General features: G+C 66.6%; 23 protein-coding genes. 16 read left to right on the top strand and 7 right to left on the bottom strand.

Features of this window, described 5'->3' with window-relative positions:
• The 3 genes from ALI44B_RS04540 to ALI44B_RS04530 are packed head-to-tail and all read left to right on the top strand — an operon-like array spanning position 1 to position 1,563.
• Positions 1-432, top strand: coding sequence for a hypothetical protein (locus ALI44B_RS04540; protein WP_077053495.1), 432 nt, complete (start codon positions 1-3; stop codon positions 430-432).
• Positions 433-440: 8 nt separating this feature from the next.
• A complete protein-coding gene (locus ALI44B_RS04535; RefSeq protein ID WP_077053494.1) occupies positions 441-1,136 on the top strand; it encodes a M23 family metallopeptidase in 696 nt (231 codons plus the stop codon).
• 16 nt (positions 1,137-1,152) lie between these two features.
• On the top strand, positions 1,153-1,563 hold the full coding sequence (locus ALI44B_RS04530) for a hypothetical protein (protein ID WP_077053493.1): 411 nt from the start codon (positions 1,153-1,155) through the stop codon (positions 1,561-1,563).
• Here ALI44B_RS04530 and ALI44B_RS04525 read toward each other — a convergent pair.
• Positions 1,459-2,310 (bottom strand): tyrosine-type recombinase/integrase, encoded by an 852-nt coding sequence (locus ALI44B_RS04525; RefSeq protein ID WP_179100203.1) that lies wholly within the window; start codon positions 2,308-2,310, stop codon positions 1,459-1,461. The genes ALI44B_RS04530 and ALI44B_RS04525 overlap by 105 nt on opposite strands.
• 954 nt (positions 2,311-3,264) lie before the next feature.
• Here ALI44B_RS04525 and ALI44B_RS04520 point away from each other — a divergent pair.
• Positions 3,265-3,762: a hypothetical protein gene (locus ALI44B_RS04520; RefSeq protein ID WP_077053492.1), complete on the top strand. Its 498-nt coding sequence runs from the start codon at positions 3,265-3,267 to the stop codon at positions 3,760-3,762.
• 21 nt (positions 3,763-3,783) lie between these two features.
• Here the strand turns inward: ALI44B_RS04520 and ALI44B_RS04515 are convergent, their stop codons facing one another.
• Positions 3,784-4,461: a hypothetical protein gene (locus ALI44B_RS04515; RefSeq protein ID WP_143458971.1), complete on the bottom strand. Its 678-nt coding sequence runs from the start codon at positions 4,459-4,461 to the stop codon at positions 3,784-3,786.
• 173 nt (positions 4,462-4,634) lie between these two features.
• Positions 4,635-4,820, bottom strand: coding sequence for a hypothetical protein (locus ALI44B_RS04510; protein WP_077053490.1), 186 nt, complete (start codon positions 4,818-4,820; stop codon positions 4,635-4,637).
• Between the two features lie 102 nt (positions 4,821-4,922).
• Between ALI44B_RS04510 and ALI44B_RS04505 the strand changes: the two genes are divergently transcribed.
• Complete coding sequence (locus ALI44B_RS04505) at positions 4,923-6,074, top strand: SLC13 family permease (protein ID WP_077053489.1); 1,152 nt, start codon at positions 4,923-4,925, stop codon at positions 6,072-6,074.
• Positions 6,075-6,199: 125 nt separating this feature from the next.
• Here the strand turns inward: ALI44B_RS04505 and ALI44B_RS04500 are convergent, their stop codons facing one another.
• A complete protein-coding gene (locus ALI44B_RS04500) occupies positions 6,200-7,147 on the bottom strand; it encodes a sugar phosphate isomerase/epimerase family protein (RefSeq protein ID WP_353615663.1) in 948 nt (315 codons plus the stop codon).
• Positions 7,148-7,260: 113 nt separating this feature from the next.
• Between ALI44B_RS04500 and otsA the strand changes: the two genes are divergently transcribed.
• From otsA to ALI44B_RS04460, 8 genes are all read left to right on the top strand, one after another.
• On the top strand, positions 7,261-8,928 hold the full coding sequence (gene otsA / locus ALI44B_RS04495) for an alpha,alpha-trehalose-phosphate synthase (UDP-forming) (RefSeq protein ID WP_179100202.1): 1,668 nt from the start codon (positions 7,261-7,263) through the stop codon (positions 8,926-8,928).
• Positions 8,925-9,734 carry a trehalose-phosphatase gene (gene otsB, locus ALI44B_RS04490; RefSeq protein WP_077053487.1) on the top strand — a complete coding sequence of 270 codons (810 nt, stop codon included), beginning with the start codon at positions 8,925-8,927 and terminating at the stop codon, positions 9,732-9,734. Before otsA ends, otsB begins: the two co-directional genes overlap by 4 nt.
• 18 nt (positions 9,735-9,752) lie before the next feature.
• Entirely contained in the window at positions 9,753-11,447 is a 1,695-nt protein-coding gene (gene ilvD / locus ALI44B_RS04485; RefSeq protein WP_077053486.1) for a dihydroxy-acid dehydratase, read from the top strand.
• Between the two features lie 46 nt (positions 11,448-11,493).
• Entirely contained in the window at positions 11,494-13,326 is a 1,833-nt protein-coding gene (locus ALI44B_RS04480; protein WP_077053485.1) for an acetolactate synthase large subunit, read from the top strand.
• A 2-nt stretch (positions 13,327-13,328) separates the two neighbouring features.
• On the top strand, positions 13,329-13,838 hold the full coding sequence (gene ilvN / locus ALI44B_RS04475; protein ID WP_077053484.1) for an acetolactate synthase small subunit: 510 nt from the start codon (positions 13,329-13,331) through the stop codon (positions 13,836-13,838).
• A gap of 85 nt (positions 13,839-13,923) precedes the next feature.
• Positions 13,924-14,949 (top strand): ketol-acid reductoisomerase, encoded by a 1,026-nt coding sequence (gene ilvC / locus ALI44B_RS04470; RefSeq protein ID WP_077053483.1) that lies wholly within the window; start codon positions 13,924-13,926, stop codon positions 14,947-14,949.
• A gap of 200 nt (positions 14,950-15,149) precedes the next feature.
• On the top strand, positions 15,150-15,827 hold the full coding sequence (locus tag ALI44B_RS04465; protein WP_077053482.1) for a hypothetical protein: 678 nt from the start codon (positions 15,150-15,152) through the stop codon (positions 15,825-15,827).
• Positions 15,827-16,264 (top strand): hypothetical protein, encoded by a 438-nt coding sequence (locus ALI44B_RS04460; RefSeq protein WP_083709521.1) that lies wholly within the window; start codon positions 15,827-15,829, stop codon positions 16,262-16,264. Before ALI44B_RS04465 ends, ALI44B_RS04460 begins: the two co-directional genes overlap by 1 nt.
• A gap of 66 nt (positions 16,265-16,330) precedes the next feature.
• Here the strand turns inward: ALI44B_RS04460 and ALI44B_RS04455 are convergent, their stop codons facing one another.
• On the bottom strand, positions 16,331-16,723 hold the full coding sequence (locus ALI44B_RS04455) for a DoxX family protein (RefSeq protein ID WP_238592057.1): 393 nt from the start codon (positions 16,721-16,723) through the stop codon (positions 16,331-16,333).
• A gap of 123 nt (positions 16,724-16,846) precedes the next feature.
• Between ALI44B_RS04455 and serA the strand changes: the two genes are divergently transcribed.
• Positions 16,847-18,442, top strand: coding sequence for a phosphoglycerate dehydrogenase (serA, locus tag ALI44B_RS04450; protein WP_077053480.1), 1,596 nt, complete (start codon positions 16,847-16,849; stop codon positions 18,440-18,442).
• 93 nt (positions 18,443-18,535) lie between these two features.
• Here the strand turns inward: serA and ALI44B_RS04445 are convergent, their stop codons facing one another.
• Together ALI44B_RS04445 and ALI44B_RS04440 are read right to left on the bottom strand one after the other, a co-directional pair.
• Positions 18,536-18,784: a DUF6458 family protein gene (locus ALI44B_RS04445; RefSeq protein ID WP_077053479.1), complete on the bottom strand. Its 249-nt coding sequence runs from the start codon at positions 18,782-18,784 to the stop codon at positions 18,536-18,538.
• 75 nt (positions 18,785-18,859) lie between these two features.
• Positions 18,860-19,402, bottom strand: coding sequence for a TetR/AcrR family transcriptional regulator (locus tag ALI44B_RS04440; protein WP_077053478.1), 543 nt, complete (start codon positions 19,400-19,402; stop codon positions 18,860-18,862).
• A 135-nt stretch (positions 19,403-19,537) separates the two neighbouring features.
• On the opposite strand from ALI44B_RS04440, the gene ALI44B_RS04435 reads away from it, so the two are divergent.
• Together ALI44B_RS04435 and ALI44B_RS04430 are read left to right on the top strand one after the other, a co-directional pair.
• A complete protein-coding gene (locus ALI44B_RS04435) occupies positions 19,538-21,067 on the top strand; it encodes an MFS transporter (protein WP_077053477.1) in 1,530 nt (509 codons plus the stop codon).
• A gap of 141 nt (positions 21,068-21,208) precedes the next feature.
• Positions 21,209-22,267, top strand: a complete 1,059-nt coding sequence (locus tag ALI44B_RS04430) for a 3-isopropylmalate dehydrogenase (protein WP_077053476.1) — start codon at positions 21,209-21,211, stop codon at positions 22,265-22,267.
• Positions 22,268-22,336: the final 69 nt, after the last annotated feature.

Here is a 22,336-nt window from a genome sequence, read left to right as displayed (position 1 = left end):
ATGGGCCAGACGCTCAACCGCAAGTATCCCTACCCGCCCGGCACGGTCGTTCCCAACGTGCCCTATGACCTCCAGCTAGCGCTCGATCAGATCGACGCCGACGTGAACAAGGTGCTGGCGGACACGGGGTGGCTCGATATCCCGCTCTCGTCAGGCTGGACGCCGACCTCAGTCGGAGCTCGCTACCGCCGCAAGGGCGGCACCGTCCACCTACAGCTTTCGTTCGATCCCAAAACGTTCGCGCAGTTCGCCGTCATCGGCACCCTGCCGCCCGGATTCCGGCCCTCCGAGCTCATCGGCACCTGGTACCTGGTCGGCGTCTACTCAAGCTCGGCCATCGAGATTCAGATCCTTGCCAACGGCCAGATTCGAACGGCCGGCCCCGGGACGAACTTCGGCGTCAAGGGCTCGACAAGTTTCCCGATCGACTAGGAGCACCAATGGGCCTCTACGACCTTAAGAACCGCACCACGAAGTTCGGCGACAAACGCTCGTGGATCGGGCAGGACAAGAAGAAGCGCAGCGACACCCACAAGGGCGACGACTACGCGGCCACCTACGGCAACGACCCCGTGCCCGCGATCCAACCCGGCGTGGTGATCCTGAACAGCTACGACCCTGTGTTCGGCCACCGGGTCTATGTGAAGCGCCGAGACGGCCTCGTGGTCAAGTACCACATGCTCAACGAACCTTCGCCGCTCAAGGTCGGTGAGAGCGTGACGCCGGGGCAGATCATCGGCCGTACCGGCGCATCCGCTGCCAACGCGAGCGGCAACCACGTTCACGTGCAGACGGAGAAGGGCGCCGCGCTACTCGACCCGCGCCCGTTCATCCTCGACTATCTGGCAGGCAACATCCCCGCCGCCGAAATCGCCGTCTCATTCCCGAGCCCCGCCAAGACCCCAACCAAACCGATTGAAGAGGACGAAGACATGAAAACCCTGTGGCTCATCCAGACGCCCACCAACCCCGTGACCGGCGCAAAAGGGCCTCACTGGTACCTGCTGAACCTGTCGGACTACACCTACAAGTGGATGCAGAACGACACGCAGGTCAACACGTTCGCCGCCCTCGGTGTCGAGAAGAAAACCGATCAGTCGCCCGCGATCTTCGCCGGGTTCCGCGAAGTCAAATAGCCCCGGAAGGCACCCAATGAACAAGACCGTTGTATTCATCACATTCGTCGCCCTCGCGGCCGTCGGCCTCATCGGCTGCATGGTCATCATCATCCATCGGCCGGACGCCACGGCCACGTTTACAAGCTTGCTCATCACCGTGCTCGGCCTCGCGACCAGCGCCGCGGGTCTGTTCTACGGGCTCGGCAAGCAGGGCGAAAAGCTCGAGCGACAGGACCAGGTACTCGACACCATCCAGAAGCAGACGAACGGCAACCTGTCGCGGCGCGACGCGACGATCGACCGCCTGACGAACCTGCTCATCGAGAAGGGCATCGACCCCTCAAGCGGCGTTGACACCGGCTCTGAGAGCGTCGTCGGGGACGGCGACGTAAATCTGAGTGGTCGCCACGCTCGCGTGCCCGAGAAGGCGCTGGACGGCCAGTAGGTCGTTATTCGATCCGATGAAGGCGCGCGACCCGAAGCGGTGACGGAGCATGTGAGCCGTCACCCCTTCGGGCAGCACCGCGGAAATGATCTTAGACACGTAGCCTGCCGATAGATGGCCATCGATCTGACCAGGGAAGAGGTAGCCCGTCAGCCCCTCCAGCGCAACGTAATCGCGGATCGCGCCCACGACTTGATCGTTCAGGGGCACGATCCGTTTCTTGTTGCCCTTGCCGTGCACCAGCAGGGAGTAGCCCATCAGGTCGGGCCGGATGTCAGTGAGGCTCACCTTCGCTATCTCGCAGCACCGTAGGCCGACCCGAGCGCCGAGCGTGACCATGAGCCGCACCCGACGATCTATCGCCGTCACGCCCGCGGCGACGGCTGATTCAGAGGCCGGTCGAGGACGACCCGGCGTGCCCGTGACGATCGGCATACCGTGAGACGGATCGACGCTGATCCGTCCTTTGGCGTGCGCCCACGTGTAGAACGATCGCAGCGAAGATCGCACCGACCGGCGCGTGTTCGCATCCCACGCATGACGCCCCATGTACGTGAGTAGATCGTGCTCGATGGCCTCGTAAGGCTCGACGCCCGTGGTCGCGGCGAAGCGGCGCAGATGGTACAGGCGGAGCTTCTGAGTCGTCGCCGGTCGGTTGGCAGCGGACAGGAACAGTGTGTAATCCGCCAGCGGCTGCGACCATGCAGCCGGGGTCGGTATCGGTTTCCCCATACCGTTATTCGACACGAGTCGGAGAGTCGGTTTGGTCACCGCTACGATGCCCCAGAATCGTTCGATTCCCAGTCGTCGTCCCCGGCCCATCCACTGGGAACGGGCTGCGGGCTATCCGGCACCAGGATGCACTCGCCGTCGTGGCCATAGGCCCTCGTGCACATCAGCCCGCGATAGTCGTAATCACAGAGCCCACCTGATAGCTGGTGAATACTTGCTGCCTCTGGTTCCCCGCAGTAGGTCGCGTCGGTACCATCCGCTCGGTAGGTGCACTCGTCATCGTCGGGATGCCCCGACACTCCAAGGAACTCATGTCGTCTCATCGTGCTGCCTCCGAATCGTTCGATTCTGGGAGGCAGCGCGCACAGTCGGTGCCTCCACATTTCGTTTCATAACCCCGCATCGCAACCAAAGTTGTTGCCACGCAGGTTTTCGTTCCGTCTCGGTGACTGAGCACCAACGGGAACTGTCCGCCCCACCTCGCCAAGCCTGCGGCATGGAGCAGGCAGGGCCTTGTCTCCTCGAGCAGGTCATCGAGGCTCGGGTGTGCTCGCATTGCCGGCGTTGTGTAGATCGCGTCAGCGGTCACCCCACGTGCTCCGTACCTTGAGCGCGGCGTGACGATGATGACCTCCGCGCCCTTCGGAACATCACCGGTTCTCAAGTGCTCCAAGCCATCTTTGAATGTGGCCGCGATCAGGACAACTTTATTCATGCTGCTCGCCCTCCGAACAGGTCGACTACGATGGCGGGAGTGCGCCCAAACTCATAATCAGTGGGTTCTCGGTTCAAGTCCGAGGGGGTGCACTGAATGCCCCAGATATCTCGCCGATTCTGGGGCATTTTTCGTGCGCGGTGCGATCCCATTCGGGCGGTGCCTCGCGTCACGTCTCAGCGTGTCGCTTGTGATGGCGCGGGTAGTTCGAAGTCGACCGCGCGCCACAGACGCGTGTTCGCTAACGTGACGCCATGAGCCTTCTGCGTGCACTCTGGCACCACCTCGCTAGCCCATCGGCCATCTACGGCCTGATCGTCTATGCGAGCCTCATCACGGCTACGGCGGCCGACGACGAGAACGGGCCCCTGGCGATCTTCGTCTTCAGCGCCGTCACGCTCGTCGCCTTCTGGATCGCTCACGTCTTCTCGGCGGCACTCGGCCACCATGGCGGCGAGCATCGGGGCACCGTCACGGTCGCCCGTTCGCTGCGACACGCCCTGGCCGAGTCGGTCGGCCTGCTCGAGGCCGCGATCCTGCCGAGCATCCCGCTCCTGATGGGCGTCTTCGGTGTACTGACGAGCGAGGAGGCGGTGGCGTGGGCGTTGCGCGTCGTTCTCGTGACGCTTGCAGGTCTCGGCTATAGCGCGTTGGCCATTCGCGGAAATCGCTCGTGGTGGTGCCTGCTCGGATGCCTGGTGTCCACGGCCATCGGCGCAGGCATCATTTTCCTCGAGTCCATCCTGCACTGACCCGGTTTGCCGGGTGAAGGATCAGGCTCGGCGCTGGCCATTCGCCCGGTCGGCGTCGGCGGTGCGGGCCGTCTCGGGGTGCAGCATCCGCTCGTCGATGTAGGCGGGGTCGTGCGACTTCGGGTCGGCCCACACGGCGATGGTGTCGAGTTCCATGATGGTGCGCACGGCGGGGGAGACGGCGCGGTCGGGGTTGGCAGTCGCTTCGGCGGCCGCTTCGGCCGCATCTTCGTTGGAGTCGCCGTCGACGGCGGGCACGACGGATGTCGCGTGAACCCGGTCGAGGTCGGACAGGTCGTCGCGCCGAGCGCTGTCGGTGCTGTCACCGAGCCCCGCCGCATCGACGAGGGTGGATGTCACGGCGCGGGCCAGCGACAGTGCGGCCATGTCGTGGAAGAAGACCTCGGTGTCGGAGTCGCTGCGTCGCGTGAGCGTCCAGCTGCCGTTCTCGCCCACGAAGTCCTGCAAACGATCGAGCACGGCCGCGAAGACGCGCTCCTCGCTGAGTTCGAGAACCGGTGCGGGGGATGCCATGGGCTCAACGGTGGCCGAGCCGGTTGCGCCCGGGGCAGCGCCGTGCGGGCCCGCCTCGTCAACGCGGCTGTCGGGGTGCGACGACCCGGTGGCACCGGCTTCGAGGGCTGCGGCGCGCGCGGCATTCTCGGCGGCGATCAAGCGGCGACTACGGCGTCCGAACATCGTGAGGCTCCTTGCCGGACCGCCGTTTGTGAGCGAAGGGGGCGGTCGTTGCCTCTAGTGTGCACGCGAGGCATTCGAAACCCCTGCTGACACGCCGATTTGTGTCGATACGAAGGGCAAACGGGCAGCAGAACGGGCCGACACGCTGAACGTGCCGGCCCGAACTGGGGGACCTACTTCTTGAGCTTGCGCTGGTTCTCTTCGGCAACCGACCCGACGGCCAGTGCGAGGGAGATGATCCAGCTGGCCCAAGCCAGGGCGAGACGCCAGTCGCGCGGGCCCTTGCGGGTGGTCTGGATGACACTCCAGGCGCCGGTGACCGCGCCCAGGATGCTCGTGTTCATAAGGTATTTGCGCATGTTGTTAGCCTCCGTAGGCTTCCACGCTAGCGTGTCGGGCCGACTCGCCGCAGGGGGTTGTACTGTGAACTTCGTGCTGTCGACTTCCCGCGTGACCCCCGCATGAAAACCGCTCTCGTCGGAGCCGTGCTGCTCGTTCTCGGGCTCGCCGCCTGGGCGTTCGGCATCCTCGACGGCACCGAAGTTCTGGCGCTCGCCGATCGCATTTGGCCCGTGCTGCTGTTCGTGGTGGCGATCACGGTCGTCGCTGAGCTGGCCGACCAGGCCGGGGTGTTCCAGTCGATCGCCGGTCACGCCGCGCGCCTCGCCCGCGGTCGCACGGTCGTGTTGTGGCTCTTCGTCGTGCTGATGGCCGTCGTCTCGACCGCGTTCCTCTCGCTCGACACCACGGCCGTGCTCCTCACGCCCATCGTGGTGGTGCTGGCGCGGCGCATCGGCGTCAGCCCGCTGCCCTTCGCGCTCACGACCGTCTGGCTGGCGAACACGGCCTCGCTCTTCCTGCCGGTCTCCAACCTCACGAACCTGCTCGCCGAGCACCGCCTCGGCGGGGTCGGCCCGCTGGGGTTCCTCGCGCTCTCCTTCTGGCCGGCGCTCGTCGGCGTCGTCGTGCCCGTCGTCGTGCTCGCCATCGTCTATCGCCGGCCGCTGTCGGGGCGGTTCACGGTGGATGCCGCAGCCCCCGCATCCGATCGCCTCCTGTTCGTGACGTCAGCCGTCGTGCTCGTGCTGCTGCTGCCGCTGCTCGTATCGGGCCTGCCCGTGTGGCTGCCCGCATCGGCCGCGGCCCTGCTGCTGATCGCCGTGACGGCCTGGCGCAACCCGCGCGTGCTGCGGTTCGACCTCGTGCCGTGGCAGTTGGTCGTGCTCGCGTCGGGCTTGTTCCTGTCGATGGCGGCGCTGCACAACGTCGGCCTCGGCGCGTTCCTCGAACAGGTCGCCGGAACGGGCAATTCGCCGGCCGACCTGCTGCGGCTCTCGGCATCCGCGGGCGTGGGCGCGAACCTCGTCGACAACCTGCCCGCCTACCTGGCGCTCGAACCCGCGGCCACGAGTCCCGACCGCCTCATCGCACTTCTCATCGGTGTCAACCTGGGCCCGCTCGTCACACCATGGGCGTCGCTCGCCACGCTGCTGTGGCATCAGCGCCTCACCGCCATGGATGTTCGCATCTCCTGGACGCGCTACGCGCTCCTCGGCCTCATCGTCGCGCCGATCACCGTTGTCGGCGCCACGCTCGCGCTGGCGTTCCTGTAACCGACGGGCGGACACTCGCCGAGGCGCCAGGACAGCGCGACGGCACGTGCCGACAGGCCGTCCCGCAGGCGCGACAGATGATCCTCAACTCCCGAGCTGCCGAGGGAGCGGGCGACCCGTCCCGTCTAGTCGGAGGGCTCGGGGTCGAGAACGCCGTTCGAGTCGGTGGACGTGTCGCTCGCGGCATCCGTCAATGCGTTCTCGGAATCGCCCGAGGTCGGCGTGTTCTCGTGGTGGGGGAGCAGGTTGTTGATCGCGCGGCGACGGTACCCCTTGAGGTGGTCCATGCTCGTGCGCTGTTGCCCGAGGTGCTCGCGCGCGAACTCGAGCGTCTCGCGCAGGGCGATGAGTCGCTCGAACTCGGTCTTGGCCTTGCGCGTGTTGACCTCGGCGACCACCTGGCCGTCCCAGTCCTCGGCAGCGAGCATCTGCAGCACGGCCGCGACGGGCTGGCCGCCATGGCCCGGGAGCAGGTGCTCGTCGAAGATCTTGCCCTCGTCGAGCGAACCCGACCCGTCGCACAGGTGCACATGGCGCAGGCGCTTGCCGAACTTCTTGGCCAGTTCGAGGCTGTCCTGGCCGGAGAGCGCGGCGTGCGAGAAGTCGAGCGTGATGTCGTCGCAGTCCCAATCGCTCGGGTCCCAGCCGGGGGCGTATGCCTTCATGCTGCGGCCGCGCACGGCCCAGGGGAACATGTTCTCGACCGCGATGTGCACACCCGAGTTGGTTGCCGTCTGGCGCACGATGTCGAGGAAGTTTTCTGAGTAGCTCTTCTGCCAGCGGAACGGCGGATGCACGACCACGCTCGAGGCCCCAAGGGTGCGAGCCAACTCTGCCGACCGCTCCAGCTTGATCTGCGGATCGCGGCCCCACACGAAGTGCGTCAGCAGCAGCACGGGCGCGTGGATCGACATGATCGGCAGCTGGTACTTGTCGCTGAGCGCGAGGAGGGCGTCGGCGTCTCGCGTCACCGGATCGTTGGTGACCATGATCTCGATACCGTCGTAGCCGGCCTCGTCGGCCAAGGCGAACGCTCGCTCGGTCTCGAGCGGGTAGACGCAGGAGGAACTCATGCCGATGCGGATCATTGGGCCAATGATAGACCCGGACTCTGACCATCCGATGTCGAATCTCGCTCGCTGATAGCCTGGTACCCGCCCGGTTTTCGGGCCTCGAAAGGTGGATCATGTCACAGGAGACCGACGCCTCGAACGGCGAGACGCGGCAATTCGACTTCGTCGTGGTGGCCAACAGGCTGCCCGTCGACCGTGTTCCGAGCGAGGACGGTGAGGTGCAGTGGCGCACGTCTCCCGGCGGTCTCGTCACGGCGCTCGACCCCGTCATGGCCAAGGCCAACGGTGCGTGGATCGGCTGGGCCGGCGGCCCCGACCTCGATATCGAACCCTTCGAGAACCACGGCACCTGGATCGTCCCCATCCCGCTCAGCGAGCAGGAAATCGAGGAATACTACGAGGGTTTCTCTAACGACACCCTCTGGCCGCTCTACCACGACGTCATCGCGCCGCCCAGCTACCACCGCGAGTGGTGGGAGGCGTATGTGAAGGTCAATCAGCGTTTCGCGGATGCCGCAGCCCGCCTCGCCGAGCGGGGTGCAACCGTCTGGGTGCACGACTACCAGCTGCAGCTCGTGCCCGGCATGCTGCGCGAGGTGCGCCCCGACCTCGTCATCGGCTTCTTCAACCACATCCCGTTCCCGGCCTACGGCCTGTTCTCGCAGCTGCCCTGGCGCACCCAGATCATCGAGGGCCTGCTGGGCGCCGATGTGCTCGGGTTCCAGCGCGTTGCCGACGCCGGCAACTTCACGCGCGCCGTGCGCCGGCTCCTCTCCTACGAGACCAAGGGGTCGAGCATCTTCCGCCCGCTCGACGCCAATCCCGAGCGCCGCGCGCGTTCGAACAAACCGGTCGGCGCGACGCGTCAGGTGATCGCCAAGGCCTATCCGATCTCGATCGACTCCGAGAGCTACGAGGTGCTCGCGCGCCGCCCCGATGTGCAGGCCCGCGCCAAGGAGATCCGAGAAGAACTCGGCAACCCGAAGACCATCCTGTTCGGCGTCGACCGCCTCGACTACACCAAGGGCATCATGCACCGCCTGAAGGCCTACGGCGAGCTGCTGGCCGAGGGCCGCCTCAACGTCGAAGACGTCACGCTCGTGCAGGTCGCCAGCCCCAGCCGCGAACGCGTCGAGACCTACAAGGCCCTGCGCGACGAGATCGAGCTCACGGTCGGCCGCATCAATGGCGATTACGGCTCGATCGGCCACACGGCCATCAACTACCTGCACCACGGCTACCCGCGCGAAGAAATGGTGGCGCTCTACCTGGCAGCCGACGTCGTGCTCGTCACCGCCCTGCGCGACGGCATGAACCTCGTCGCCAAGGAATACGTGGCCTGCCGCTTCGACAACGACGGCGTGCTGGTGTTGAGCGAATTCGCCGGCGCTTCGGATGACCTGAAGCAGGCCCTGCTCATCAACCCCCACGACATCGAGGGCACCAAGGACGCCATCATGCGCGCCATCGAGATGCCCAAGTCCGAGCGCTCGCGCCGCATGCGGTCGCTGCGCAAACGCGTGCTCGAGAACGACGTCGTGAAGTGGTCGGAGACGTTCCTCGACGCCCTGCAGAAGGGGTATGACGGCAAGGCCCGCCAGTCGTCCGAGGTCGGGCCGACGGGCATCCAGAATGCCGACGTGTCTCTGGATGATCCGGATGCGGCGTTCCGGTCAGAGGTTGCGCCCGTCGGCGAGGCCGTCGCCGACAACGTGGACACCTCGGGTGCACCGGGTGCCGCCGAGGCCGGGTCGCGCACCGACGAGGAGCCCGGGCGATGACGCACATCGAACCGCTGCCCGAACCCTCGACCGACCCGGCCGAGCTGCAGGCGGCCCTCGAGGCGCTCGCCGCCACCGACCGCCTGCTCGTCGCGCTCGACTTCGACGGAACGCTCGCGCCGACGGTCGACCGCCCCGAAGATGCTCGAGCCGTGCCCGCCGCGCGCGAAGCCATCCAGCGTCTCGTCGCTCTCGATGACACCTGGGTGGCCTACGTCTCGGGTCGCGCGCTCGACAGCCTCATCCACGTGTCCGAGCCCGACGACAAGATCCTGCTCATCGGTTCGCACGGCGTCGAAGTGCGCCTCGACGACCCGGATGCCGAAGCCTCGCTCTCTCCCGAGGAATCCGCTCGCGCGGCCGAGGTTGAGCGCTTGCTCGACCAGATCGCCGCGGTCTATGACAACGTCTGGGTCGAACGGAAGCCCGCCGGTTTCGCGCTGCACACGCGACGCGCCGCAGACGATGTCGCGCTCGAGGCCGGAAAACGCGCGCTCGCCGAACTCTCGCTGCCGGGTGTCACCATCCGCGACGGCAAGGATGTGCTCGAATTCTCGGTGCGCTCGGCCACCAAGGGCGACGGCATCGAGGAGCTGCGTCGCTACACCGGCGCCACGGCTGCGCTCTACGCGGGAGACGACGTCACCGACGAAGATGCCTTCGCCGTTCTGCACGCCGGAGACCTGCCGCTGAAGAGCGGAGACGGTGCCACGATTGCGCCGTTCCGTGTGGGCGGCCCCGACGAGGTCGCGGCCACGCTCGCGGCGCTGGCGACGGCCCGCGAGGCGGCAATCCGGGCGCGGTGACGCTACTACACTCGTAACATGTCTGAAATCGATGTGAAGCCGCGCAGTCGCGACGTCACCGACGGAATCGAAGCTACGACCTCCCGAGGAATGCTGCGTGCCGTCGGTATGGGAGACGAGGACTGGGATAAGCCCCAGATCGGAATCGCCTCGTCGTGGAACGAGATCACCCCCTGCAACCTGTCGCTCGACCGACTCGCCCAGGGCGCCAAAGAGGGCGTCCACTCGGGCGGCGGCTACCCGCTCCAGTTCGGCACCATCTCCGTCTCCGACGGCATCTCGATGGGCCACGAGGGCATGCACTTCTCGCTCGTCTCGCGCGAGGTCATCGCCGACTCGGTCGAGACCGTCATGATGGCCGAGCGCCTCGACGGCTCGGTGCTGCTCGCCGGTTGCGACAAGTCGCTGCCCGGCATGCTCATGGCGGCCGCGCGCCTCGACCTCGCCTCTGTCTTCCTCTACGCGGGCTCGATCGCGCCCGGTTGGGTGAAGCTGTCAGACGGCACCGAAAAAGAAGTCACCATCATCGACTCGTTCGAAGCGGTCGGTGCCTGCAAGGCCGGCACCATGAGCGAAGAAGACCTCAAGCGCATCGAGTGCGCCATCGCCCCGGGTGAAGGCGCCTGCGGTGGCATGTACACCGCCAACACCATGGCATCCGTCGCCGAGGCCCTCGGCATGAGCCTGCCCGGCTCGGCCGCGCCGCCCTCGGCCGACCGTCGCCGCGACTACTACGCGCACCGCTCGGGCGAGGCCGTGGTCAACATGCTGCGCCTCGGCATCACGGCGCGCGACATCATGACCAAGAAGGCGTTCGAAAACGCGATCGCCGTGGCCATGGCCTTCGGCGGCTCGACCAACGTCGTCCTGCACCTGCTCGCCATCGCGCGCGAGGCCGAGGTCGAGCTCACGCTCGCCGACTTCAACCGCATCGGCGACAAGGTTCCCCACATCGGCGACCTCAAGCCCTTCGGCAAGTACGTCATGAACGACGTCGACCGCCACGGCGGCGTGCCCGTCGTCATGAAGGCCCTGCTCGACGCGGGCCTGCTGCACGGCGACTGCCTCACGGTGACGGGCAAGACCGTTGCCGAGAACCTGGCCGAGATCAACCCCGACCCGCTCGACGGCGAGGTCATCCGCACGCTCGACAACCCCATCCACGCCACGGGCGGCATCACGGTGCTGCACGGTTCCTTCGCCCCCGACGGCGCCGTCGTCAAGACCGCCGGTTTCGACGCCAGCGTGTTCGAGGGCCCCGCGCGCGTGTTCGAGCGCGAACGCGCCGCGATGGATGCCCTCACCGAGGGACGCATCTCCAAGGGCGACGTCGTCATCATCCGTTACGAAGGCCCCAAGGGCGGCCCGGGCATGCGCGAGATGCTGGCCATCACGGCCGCCATCAAGGGCGCAGGCCTCGGAAAAGATGTACTACTATTGACGGACGGACGATTCTCAGGCGGCACAACCGGCCTGTGCATCGGCCACATAGCACCCGAAGCAGTCGACGCAGGTCCGATTGCATTCGTGCGCGATGGTGATCTGATACGGGTCGATATCGCAGCTCGCTCACTCGACCTACTTGTCGACGAAGCTGAGCTGGACGCTCGCCGCTCTGGCTGGGCACCGCTTCCTCCGCGCTATACCCGTGGCGTTCTGGCGAAATACTCCAAACTCGTGCGCTCCGCAGCCGAAGGCGCGACGACGGGGTAGTTCTCGCCCTTCACTCTCACTCATCACCATCGAAGAGGGACTCGTTATGTCAGCGGATACTCGTACCGCAAAATCCCCATCCGATTTCGCCTCTCAGGCCGCCGCCCAGCGTGGCGCGCCCGAACAGGGGCCCGAACTGTTGACGGGTGCACAGGCCGTCGTCCGCACGCTCGAACTCCTGGGCGTCGACGATGTGTTCGGTCTGCCCGGCGGGGCCATCCTGCCGGTCTACGACCCGCTCATGGACACCGACAAGATCCGCCACATCCTCGTTCGCCACGAACAGGGTGCCGGGCACGCGGCAGAGGGTTATGCCTCGGCCTCCGGTCGCACGGGCGTCTGCATCGCGACATCCGGCCCGGGTGCCACCAACCTCGTGACGGCCATCGCCGACGCCCACATGGACTCGGTGCCGATGCTCGCCATCACCGGCCAGGTGTTCAGCCACCTCATGGGCACGGATGCCTTCCAAGAAGCCGACATCGTCGGAATCACGATGCCCATCACGAAGCACTCGTTCCTCGTGACGTCGGCCGCCGAGATCCCGGCGACCATCGCATCGGCCTACCACATCGCCTCCACCGGTCGCCCGGGCCCCGTGCTCGTCGACATCACGAAGGACGCGCAGCAAGAGACCGCGCCCTTCGTGTGGCCGCCCAAGATCGACCTGCCGGGTTACCGCCCCATCACCAAGGCGCACGGCAAGCAAATCCTCGCCGCAGCGGCACTCATGGCCTCGGCCAAGAAGCCCGTCTTCTACGTGGGTGGCGGAGTCATCCGTGCGCGTGCCTCTGAAGAACTGCTCGAGCTCGTCGAGACCACCGGCATCCCCGTTGTCACGACGCTCATGGCGCGCGGCGCGTTCCCCGACTCGAACCAGCACAACCTCGGCATGCCCGGCATGCACGGCACGGTTCCCGCCGTGCTGGCGCTGCAAGAGGCCGACCTGATCGTGTCGCTCGGCGCCCGTTTCGACGACCGCGTCACGGGCAACGCCGCGCTCTTCGCGCCCAACGCCAAAGTCGTCCACGTCGACGTCGACCCGGCAGAGATCTCGAAGATCCGGTTCGCCGATGTGCCCATCGTCGGCGATGCCAAGGACGTCATCGTCGACCTCACCGCAGCCTTCACCAACGCCACGGTGTCGGCCCCCACCGACATCGCCGAATGGTGGGCCTACCTCAACGGGCTGCGCGAGGAATTCCCGCTCGGTTACACGCCCCCGACCGACGGCCTGCTCGCCCCGCAGCACGTCATCCAGCGCATCGGCGAGATCACCGGACCCGAGGGCATCTTCGCCTCGGGCGTCGGCCAGCACCAGATGTGGTCGGCGCAGTTCATCAAGTACGAGCGCCCCAACTCCTGGCTCAACTCCGGCGGTGCCGGCACCATGGGTTACTCGGTGCCCGCCGCCATGGGCGCCAAGGTGGCCCAACCCGACCGCACCGTGTGGGCGATCGACGGCGACGGCTGCTTCCAGATGACGAACCAAGAGCTCGCCACCTGCACCATCAACAAGATCCCCATCAAGGTGGCGATCATCAACAACTCGTCGCTTGGCATGGTGCGACAGTGGCAGACGCTGTTCTACGACGGCCGCTACTCCAACACCGACCTCAACACGGGGCACGACACCGTGCGCGTGCCCGACTTCGTGAAGCTGGCAGAGGCATACGGTGCGCTCGGCATCCGCGTCACCAAGATGGAAGAAGTCGACGCGGCCATCAAGCTGGCCATCGAGACCAACGACCGACCCGTCGTCATCGACTTCGTCGTCTCGGCCGACTCGATGGTGTGGCCCATGGTGCCGCAGGGTGTCAGCAACTCCTACGTGCAGTACGCACGAGACCACAGCCCGTCGTTCGATGAGGAGGCGTAACCGTGTCCACCCATGTGCTCAGCCTGCTCGTCGAAGACAAGCCCGGCCTCCTCACGCGCGTCGCCGGCCTCTTCGCGCGCCGCGGCTTCAACATCACCTCCCTCGCCGTGGGCGCCAGTGAAATCGACGGCCTCAGCCGCATCACGGTCGTCGTCGACGTCGAAGACCTGCCCCTCGAACAGATCACCAAACAGCTCAACAAGCTCATCAACGTGATCAAGATCGTCGAGCTCGACTACGACCAGTCGGTGCAACGCGAACACCTGCTCATCAAGGTGCGCGTCGACAACACCACGCGGTCGCAGGTGCTCGAAGCCGTGACGCTGTTCCGCGCCCGCGTCGTCGACGTGGCCACCGACTCGCTCGTCATCGAAGTGACGGGCGACTCGGGAAAGACCAACGCGCTCCTCAAGGTGCTCGAGCCCTATGGCATCAAAGAGATGGCCCAATCGGGTCTGCTCGCCATCGGCCGTGGGCCCAAATCCATCAGCGAACGCGTCTACAAGAACTAACACCCACCACCGCCGGGCCGCCAGCCCGACGGAACAGACGAGGGATGCTCGCGCATCCTCGACACGAATCCAAGGAGAAAACCACGTGACCGAGATCTTCTACGACGCCGATGCCGACCTGAGCCTGATCCAGGGCAAAAAGGTTGCCGTCGTCGGCTACGGCTCGCAGGGCCACGCCCACGCGCTCAACCTCCGCGACTCCGGCGTCGAGGTCGTTATCGGCCTCAAGGAAGGCTCGAAGTCGATCGCCAAGGCCGAGGAGCAGGGCTTCACCGTCAAGAGCGTCGCCGAGGCATCCGAATGGGCCGACGTCATCGTCATCCTCGCGCCCGACCAGCACCAGCGCCACATCTACGCCGACTCGATCAAAGACAACCTGACCGACGGCAAGGTGCTCGTCTTCGGCCACGGCTTCAACATCCGCTTCGGCTACATCGAAGCGCCCGAAGGCGTCGACGTCATCATGATCGCCCCCAAGGGCCCCGGCCACACCGTGCGCCGCGAATACGAGGCCGGCCGCGGCGTTCCCGTCATCGTCGCCGTCGAAAAGGACGCCTCGGGCAAGGCCTGGGACATCGCCTGGTCCTACGCCCTCGCCATCGGCGGACTGCGCGCCGGCGGCATCAAGACCACGTTCACCGAAGAGACCGAGACCGACCTGTTCGGCGAGCAGGCCGTGCTGTGCGGCGGCACCTCGCAGCTCGTCCAGTACGGTTTCGAGACCCTCGTCGAGGCCGGCTACCAGCCGCAGATCGCCTACTTCGAGGTGCTCCACGAGCTCAAGCTCATCGTCGACCTCATGTGGGAGGGTGGCATCGCCAAGCAGCGCTGGTCCATCTCCGACACGGCCGAATACGGCGACTACGTCTCGGGCCCCCGCGTCATCAGCCCCGACGTCAAGGAAAACATGAAGGCCGTGCTGTCCGACATCCAGGACGGCACCTTCGCCAAGCGCTTCATCGAAGACCAGGATGCCGGCGCCCCCGAATTCCTCGAACTCCGTGCCAAGGGCGAAGGCCACCCCATCGAGCAGACCGGTCGCGAACTGCGCAAGCTCTTCGCGTGGAACTCGGCTGACGATGACTACACCGATGGCAGCGTTGCACGCTGACATCGGCGTAGCCGTCACGGCGACACTGCGTTGGTGGCGGGGGACGCCGAGAGCGTCCGCCGCGTCGATGGCAGCGTTGCACGCTAGTCGCTAGCTGATAGTTGTTTCTGACCGATGCGTCCGCCTGAGTGCGGGCGCATCGGTGTTTAAGCCGGGCGCAAGGGGCGAAGGGGCCGAGGTTGCGCGAGTATCCTGAGGGAATGAGCAGGCAGCCGGCGCAACCAGACGATGACGCCCTGAGTTGGGCGGGCGACGACGACCCCACGCTCGACGTGGGTGAACGTCGCGTCGACGAGCGGGCAGAGCCCCTGCCGCCTCTCGAGCCCACCGACCGTCCGTCCGCCGCCGGAGTCCCGACAACAACGCCGACCGACGCTCCGGCGGCCCGCCCGGCATCCGACGATCCGCGGGCATCCGGTGTCAGCGTCGGAGACGTCGACGAGGTGTCGGCCTGGGAGGTTGCGCCCGCCCGCTCCGAGACCGCGCACGCCCGAGCGGATGCTGATGCTGATGTCGACGCGACTGCGGTTGCCGGTACCGGTTCGGCTACGGGCGCCGCGACAGCCTCCCCGGCCGAGGCCCCTCGTGAGCAGATGTCATCCGTTGCGCTCATCGCCGTCAGCGTGCTGGGCGGCATCTTCCTTCTCTATACGATCGGCTGGTTCGTCTCGGTGCAGCGCATCGGCACAGGAGCCTCCGACGGCCTGCGCACGCTCATGTTCACGGTGGGCCAGGTGCTCGCCGTCGCGGCAGCGCCCCTGTGGTTCGCCGCCAGCTTCTTCGCCACGCGCGGGCGCCAGTCGCGCTGGTTCGTGCTGGCCCTCATCGTCGGCGCCTTCGTGCTGATTCCCTGGCCGTTCGTGATCGGAGCCCGCTGATGAGCGACACCACACCCCAGCGAGAGCCGGTCCGCAAACGCGCCCCCATCCTGCCGAAAGACGTGCAGACGGGCCCCGTCTCGACGCGCCCTGGCGCGCCGCGGACCACGTCCGGAGTCAGCCGTCGTTGGGGCGCGACGAGCCTGGCCGTCGTCTTCGGACTGCTCTATGCCTATGACGTGTGGGAGGGTCTCGACTGGCTCGTTCTCAACGTGCAAGGCGCCGCGAGCCTCGACACGACCGTGACGGGCACCGGTTGGGCATCGCTCATCCTCGTCGTGCTTGCGCCCGTGCTGCTCTTCGTGGCGGCTTTCCTCATTGCCCGACGCCGAGCATTCTTCCTGCAGATCCTGATCTATGCGGCCGGTTGGGCTGCGGCTTCGGCCCTGTACCTCAGCATCGTGACGCTGTTCTCCAGCGCCAGCATCATCGCTTAGAGCCGCCGGCTTCGGCATCCTCGCTGACGCCGGCTATCGGTGACCGCAACCATCAGTGCTCGATCGTCAGAGCGGCCAGGCCGCGAAGGCGCAGAGGCCAATGAATACGAGCTGGCCGATGAGGCGCGGCACGAGTGGCGTGGCCATCTTGCCGAACTTCTCGGGTCGGCGGGCGGCGTAGGCGTTGGCGGGGAAGACGGCGACGAGGAAGACGCAGAGCAGGATGCCGGCCAGCGTGTGCAGCGCGGGAAGTAACAAACCGACACCTCCCGCGATCTCGCACAGACCCGTGAAGGCGACGAGGAAGCGCGGATCGAACGGTTTGCGAAAGCGCAGGGGTGCCGGGATCATCGCCGCCATCCCGCGGGCAGGGCCGGGAACGAAGTGCAGAACACCCATGAGGATGAATGCCGCCGCGAGCAGGATGCGCACGATCCACTGGATGGTCTCTAACGTCATAGTCGCCATTCCATCACGTCACACGGCCGGGCGTGCGTGGGCGCTGCACTAGGGTTTAAGCATCCGCGCCCCGGCGTCTGTGGCGCGATCTCTCCCGTCGCCCGCAAGCCGAAGGAAACACCCGTGTCAAAACCGGTCGTGCTGATCGCTGAAGAACTCTCACCCGCCACCGTCGATGCGCTCGGCCCCGACTTCGAGATCCGCCAGGTGGACGGTACCGACCGCCCCGCGCTGCTCGAGGCCCTGGCCGATGCCCACGCCATCCTGGTGCGCTCCGCGACCAAGGTCGATTCCGAGGCGATCCAGGCCGCTCCGTCGCTCAAGGTCATCGCGCGCGCCGGTGTCGGGCTCGACAACGTGGACATCAAGGCCGCGACCACGGCGGGTGTCATGGTCGTGAACGCCCCGACATCCAACATCATCTCGGCCGCCGAACTGACGGTCGGTCACATCCTCAGCCTGGCTCGCCACATTCCCGCCGCGCACGCCGCGCTGGCGCAGGGGCAGTGGAAGCGCTCGAAGTACACGGGCACCGAGCTCTATGAGAAGACGCTCGGCATCATCGGCCTCGGCCGCATCGGCGCGCTCATCACGGCTCGCCTGCAGGCCTTCGGCGTCAACGTCATCGCCTACGACCCCTACGTCACGTCGGCCCGCGCCCAGCAGCTGGGTGTGCAGCTCGTCACGCTCGACGAACTGCTGCAGCAGTCCGACTTCATCACCATCCACATGCCCAAGACCCCCGAGACGACGGGCATGATCTCGACCGATCAGCTCAAGCTCATGAAGTCGACGGCCTACATCGTCAACGTCGCGCGCGGCGGCCTCATCGACGAAGATGCGCTCTACGAGGCGCTCGTCTCGGGCGAGATCGCCGGCGCGGGCCTCGACGTGTTCGTCTCCGAGCCGCCCACCGACCAGAAGCTGCTGTCGCTCGAGAATGTCATCGTCACGCCCCACCTCGGCGCGTCGACCGACGAAGCTCAGGAGAAGGCCGGCGTTTCGGTCGCCAAGTCGGTGCGTCTCGCCCTCGGCGGCGAGCTCGTGCCCGACGCCGTCAACGTGGCCGGTGGCGTCATCGACCCCTACGTGCGCCCCGGCATCCCGCTGGTCGAGAAGCTGGGCCAGGTCTTCGCCGCCCTCGCCGCCTCGTCGCCCCTCACGAGCGTCGACGTCGAGGTGCGCGGTGAGCTCGCCGCCTACGACGTGAGCGTGCTGAAGCTCGCCGCGCTCAAGGGCATCTTCACCAACATCGTCTCCGAATCGGTCTCCTACGTGAACGCGCCGCTGCTCGCCGAACAGCGCGGCATCGAGGTGCGCCAGATCACCGACGAGGTCTCCGAGGAATACCGCAACCTCATCACGTTGCGCGGCGCGCTGTCCGATGGCACGCAGGTGTCGGTCTCGGGCACCCTGACGGGCACCAAGCAGATCGAGAAGGTCGTCGAGATCAACGGCTACGACGTCGAGGTGCCCATCGCGGCGCACCACATCGTCATGGTCTACACCGACCGCCCCGGAATCGTCGCCGTCTACGGCCAGAAGTTCGGCGAAGCCGGCATCAACATCGCCGGCATGCAGATCGCGCGCCGCGAGGCCGGGGGAGAGGCGCTTTCGGTTCTGACCGTCGACTCGCCCGTGACCGACGACATCCTCGCCGATGTCGCCCGCGTGATCGACTCGTCGCTGCTGCGCGAGATCGACATCACCGAGGCGTAGGCGTGATGAAGTAAAGGCGCTCAGGCGCTCGCACGACGAAGGCCCCCATTCGGTGAACGGGGGCCTTCTGTGTCTTCTGCGCCTGAGCGAAACCTAGATGCGGTCGTCGCGCTCCGACTGACGCACGCGGGCACCGGTAACGGGGTCGATGCCCTCGCGCGTGGTGGTGACGGAGCTGCGCTTGCGGGCCAGCAGCGCGATGCCGATGATGATGATGACGATGCCCGCACCCATCAGGATGTAGCCGACGAGGCGGAGGTCGACCCAAGGAACCGTGATGTTCACGGCGAACGCGAGGATGGCTCCGACGACGAATGTGAAAATACCTGCACCGAGACTCATGGGAGCTCCTTCTGTAGACGGCGATGGCCACAGCATAGGGTGTCCGCGAGCCCCCGAGGTAGGGGTTGCACGGCGCTAGTCGGTCAGGCGCCGCACGACGCGCACGAGATCGTCGAGATCGGCCTGCGTGACCTCGCCCGAGTCGAAGCCCACACCCAGCAGGGCCGAGTTGTAGTAGAGCCCATCGCTGATGAGCACGATGGCACGGGCGGTCGCGGCATCCGGAACCGTTTCGAGAATGAGGTCGAGCCACTTCTGGCGCATCTCGGCCAGGGCCTCGCTCACACGCGGGGCGGATGTCTGAGCCAGACGCGCAACGGCCGTGATCGCGGCATCGAGCGGCGAGTTGGTGTTGATCGAGCTGCGGATGAGGTAATCCACGGGCCCGCCGGGCGCCTGCCGCATGGTCTCGACGTCCTGGTCGGTGAGGCGTTGCAGGCGGTCGACGAGGCCCTGGGTGAGAGCATCCTTCGAGCCGAAGTGGTAGAGCAGGCCACCCTTGGACACGTCGGCGCGGTGGGCGACGGCGTCGAGGGTGGCGCCGCGTTCGCCGTGCTCGATGAGCAACTCTTCATAGGCGTCGAGCAGGCGTTCGCGGGTGCCGGCGGGTTTGCTCATGACCCGATCGTACTCGTTGTCGGTTGACCTCTATACCGTCCAGTCGGTATAGTGAATGAGCTGGTCGGCGTTGACGTCGGCCTTTTTGCTTTCCATCCACACCCCGACTGCCGCCCCGTGCGGCGAGGAGCTCTCGTGTCACGCACCACCCACACCCTCGATTCATCCACCGCCGTTCCCCGCGCCGGCGTTCGAGAGTGGTTCGCGCTGGGCGTGCTCATGCTGCCGGTTCTACTCGTCTCGGTCGACAACACGGTGCTGAACTTCGCGCTGCCGCAGATCTCCGAGACCCTGCGCCCGAGCGGCACGGGTCTGCTGTGGATCGTCGACATCTACCCGCTCGTGCTCGCGGGTCTCCTCGTGTCGATGGGTTCGCTCGGCGACCGCATCGGGCGGCGCAAACTGCTGCTCATCGGTTCGGTGGGTTTCGCGGGCGTCTCGATCTTCGCGGCCTTCGCCCCCAGCGCCGAGGCATTGATCGGGGCTCGCGCGGCGCTCGGTTTCTTCGGCGCCATGCTCATGCCCTCGACGCTGTCGCTTCTGCGCAGCATCTTCCTCGACCGCGATCAGCGCCGCATGGCCATCGCGGTGTGGGCCTCTGGCTTCGCGGCGGGCAGTGCGCTCGGCCCGATCGTGGGCGGCCTGCTCCTGCAGAACCTCTGGTGGGGTTCGGTGTTCCTGCTCGCGGTGCCCGTGCTCATCCCGCTCGTCATCCTCGCGCCGCTCCTGGTGCCCGAGTCGAAAGACCCGAATCCCGGGCGCATCGATGTGCCGAGCATCCTGTTGTCGCTGTTCACAATGCTGCCCATCGTTTTCGGCATCAAGTCGATTGCCGAGAAGGGTGCTGACCCGCTGGGCATCGTCGCCATCGTCGTGGGCATCGTCGCCGGGTTCCTCTTCGTGCGTCGCCAGCGCCGGGTCGAAACGCCCATGCTCGATATGACGCTGTTCACCCGCGGTTCGTTCAGTGGGGCGGTGGGCGTCAACCTGCTGAGCGTCACCGCGTTCGTGGGCGGGCTGTTCTTCGTGACGCAACATCTGCAGCTGGTGTTGGGTCTCGCGCCGCTCGAAGCCGGGCTGACATTGCTTCCGGGTCTCGTGGCGATGATCATCGCGGGGTTGGTCATCGTGCCGATCGCCAAACGGGTGCGGCCGAGCGTCGTCATCCCGGTGGCGCTGGCGATTTCGGCGGCGGGTTATTCGGCCGTCGCCCTGTCGGGCGGAAACATCCAGGCGGCGGGGCTTGCGTTCGCATTCATCGCACTGGGCGTGGGCATCGGCGCGGCCGAGACGGTCTCGAACGAGCTCATCATCGCGAGCGCGCCGGTCGAGAAGGCGGGCGCGGCGTCGGCTGTTTCCGAGACTGCCTATGAGTTGGGGGCCGTTCTGGGCACCGCAATCTTGGGCACGATCCTCACGGCGTCTTACCGGGCCAACGTGGTTCTGCCTTCTGGGCTCAGCGAGGCGCAGCGCACGGCAGCGGGCGAAACGCTCGGTGGCGCGGTCTCGGTGGCCGGCCAGGTTCCCGCGGATGCCGCAGCCGCCCTCCTCGATTCGGCCCGACACGCCTTCGACAGTGGTGTGGGTGTGGCCGCCTGGATCGGCGTCGCGCTCATCGTCGCCGCCGGTGTCGTCGCGGCAACCAGCCTGCGCCGCGTGCGCTAGGTCGCGTCGCCTCCGGGGCTGCACATCGTTCTCCACAGGCGCCACGGATGCTTCTCCCTCCACAGATCGGCGGGTGCGCTCGATCCCGCCCGAACCGCGGCGATAGGCTGAGAGCACTCAACTTCTGAAGGCAGGAGCCCCATGTCGCGCACCGTTTCACTCGCAGTCATCCCCGGTGATGGCATTGGCCCCGAGGTCGTCGGCGAGGCGATCAAGGTGCTCGAGGCGGTGACGGCGTCGGGTGACGTCGTGTTCGAGCAGACCCACTATTCGCTGGGCGCCGGTCGGTTCCTCGAGACGGGTGATGTGCTCACCGATGACGATCTCGCGGCCATCGCGGCGCACGACGCCATTCTGCTCGGCGCCGTCGGTGGCACGCCGGGCGACCCGCGCCTGGCGGGCGCCAACATCGAGCGCGGGCTGCTGCTCAATCTGCGGTTCAGCCTCGATCACTACGTCAACCTGCGGCCCACCAAGATCTACCCGGGCGTCAAGAGCCCCCTGGCCGAGCACGGCAACGTCGACTTCGTGGTCGTGCGCGAGGGCACCGAGGGTCCCTATGTGGGCAACGGCGGTGCGATCCGCCAGGGCACGCCCGCCGAGATCGCCAACGAGGTCTCGGTCAACACGGCCTACGGCGTCGAGCGTGTCGTGCGCTATGCCTTCGAGGCCGCGGCGGCTCGTCGCTCCCAGCTCACGCTCGTACACAAGACCAACGTCCTCACCTTCGCGGGTGGGCTGTGGAAGCGCGTCGTCGACGAGGTAGCGGCCGAATATCCTGCGGTCACGGTCGACTACCTGCACGTCGATGCCGCCACGATCTTCCTGGTCACCGACCCTGCTAGGTTTGACGTCATCGTCACGGACAACCTCTTCGGCGACATTCTCACCGACCTCGCGGGCGCAATCTCGGGTGGCATCGGTCTGGCGGCCTCCGGCAACATCAACCCGAGTGGCAGCTTCCCCAGCATGTTCGAGCCGGTTCACGGGTCCGCTCCTGACATCGCCGGGCAACAGAAGGCCGACCCCACGGCCGCGATCCTGTCGGTCGCCCTCCTGCTCGAGCACCTCGGGCTCGCCGACGAGGCGCGACTCGTGAACGAGGCCGTCACGGCCGACATCGCCGAACGCGGCACCGAGAGCCGCACCACGACGCAGGTCGGCGACGCCATCGTCGAGCGACTCGCTTCTGTCAGCTAAACGTCGGCAACCGATTCTTCGGGCTCTGCCCGCACCTATTGATCTCGGGCCTTCGCCCCGACCGATCCC

The organism is Leifsonia sp. ALI-44-B, from assembly GCF_001984125.1.
In the GTDB taxonomy this organism is placed as follows: domain Bacteria; phylum Actinomycetota; class Actinomycetes; order Actinomycetales; family Microbacteriaceae; genus Okibacterium.
This window is presented reverse-complemented; position numbering and strand designations above follow the sequence as displayed.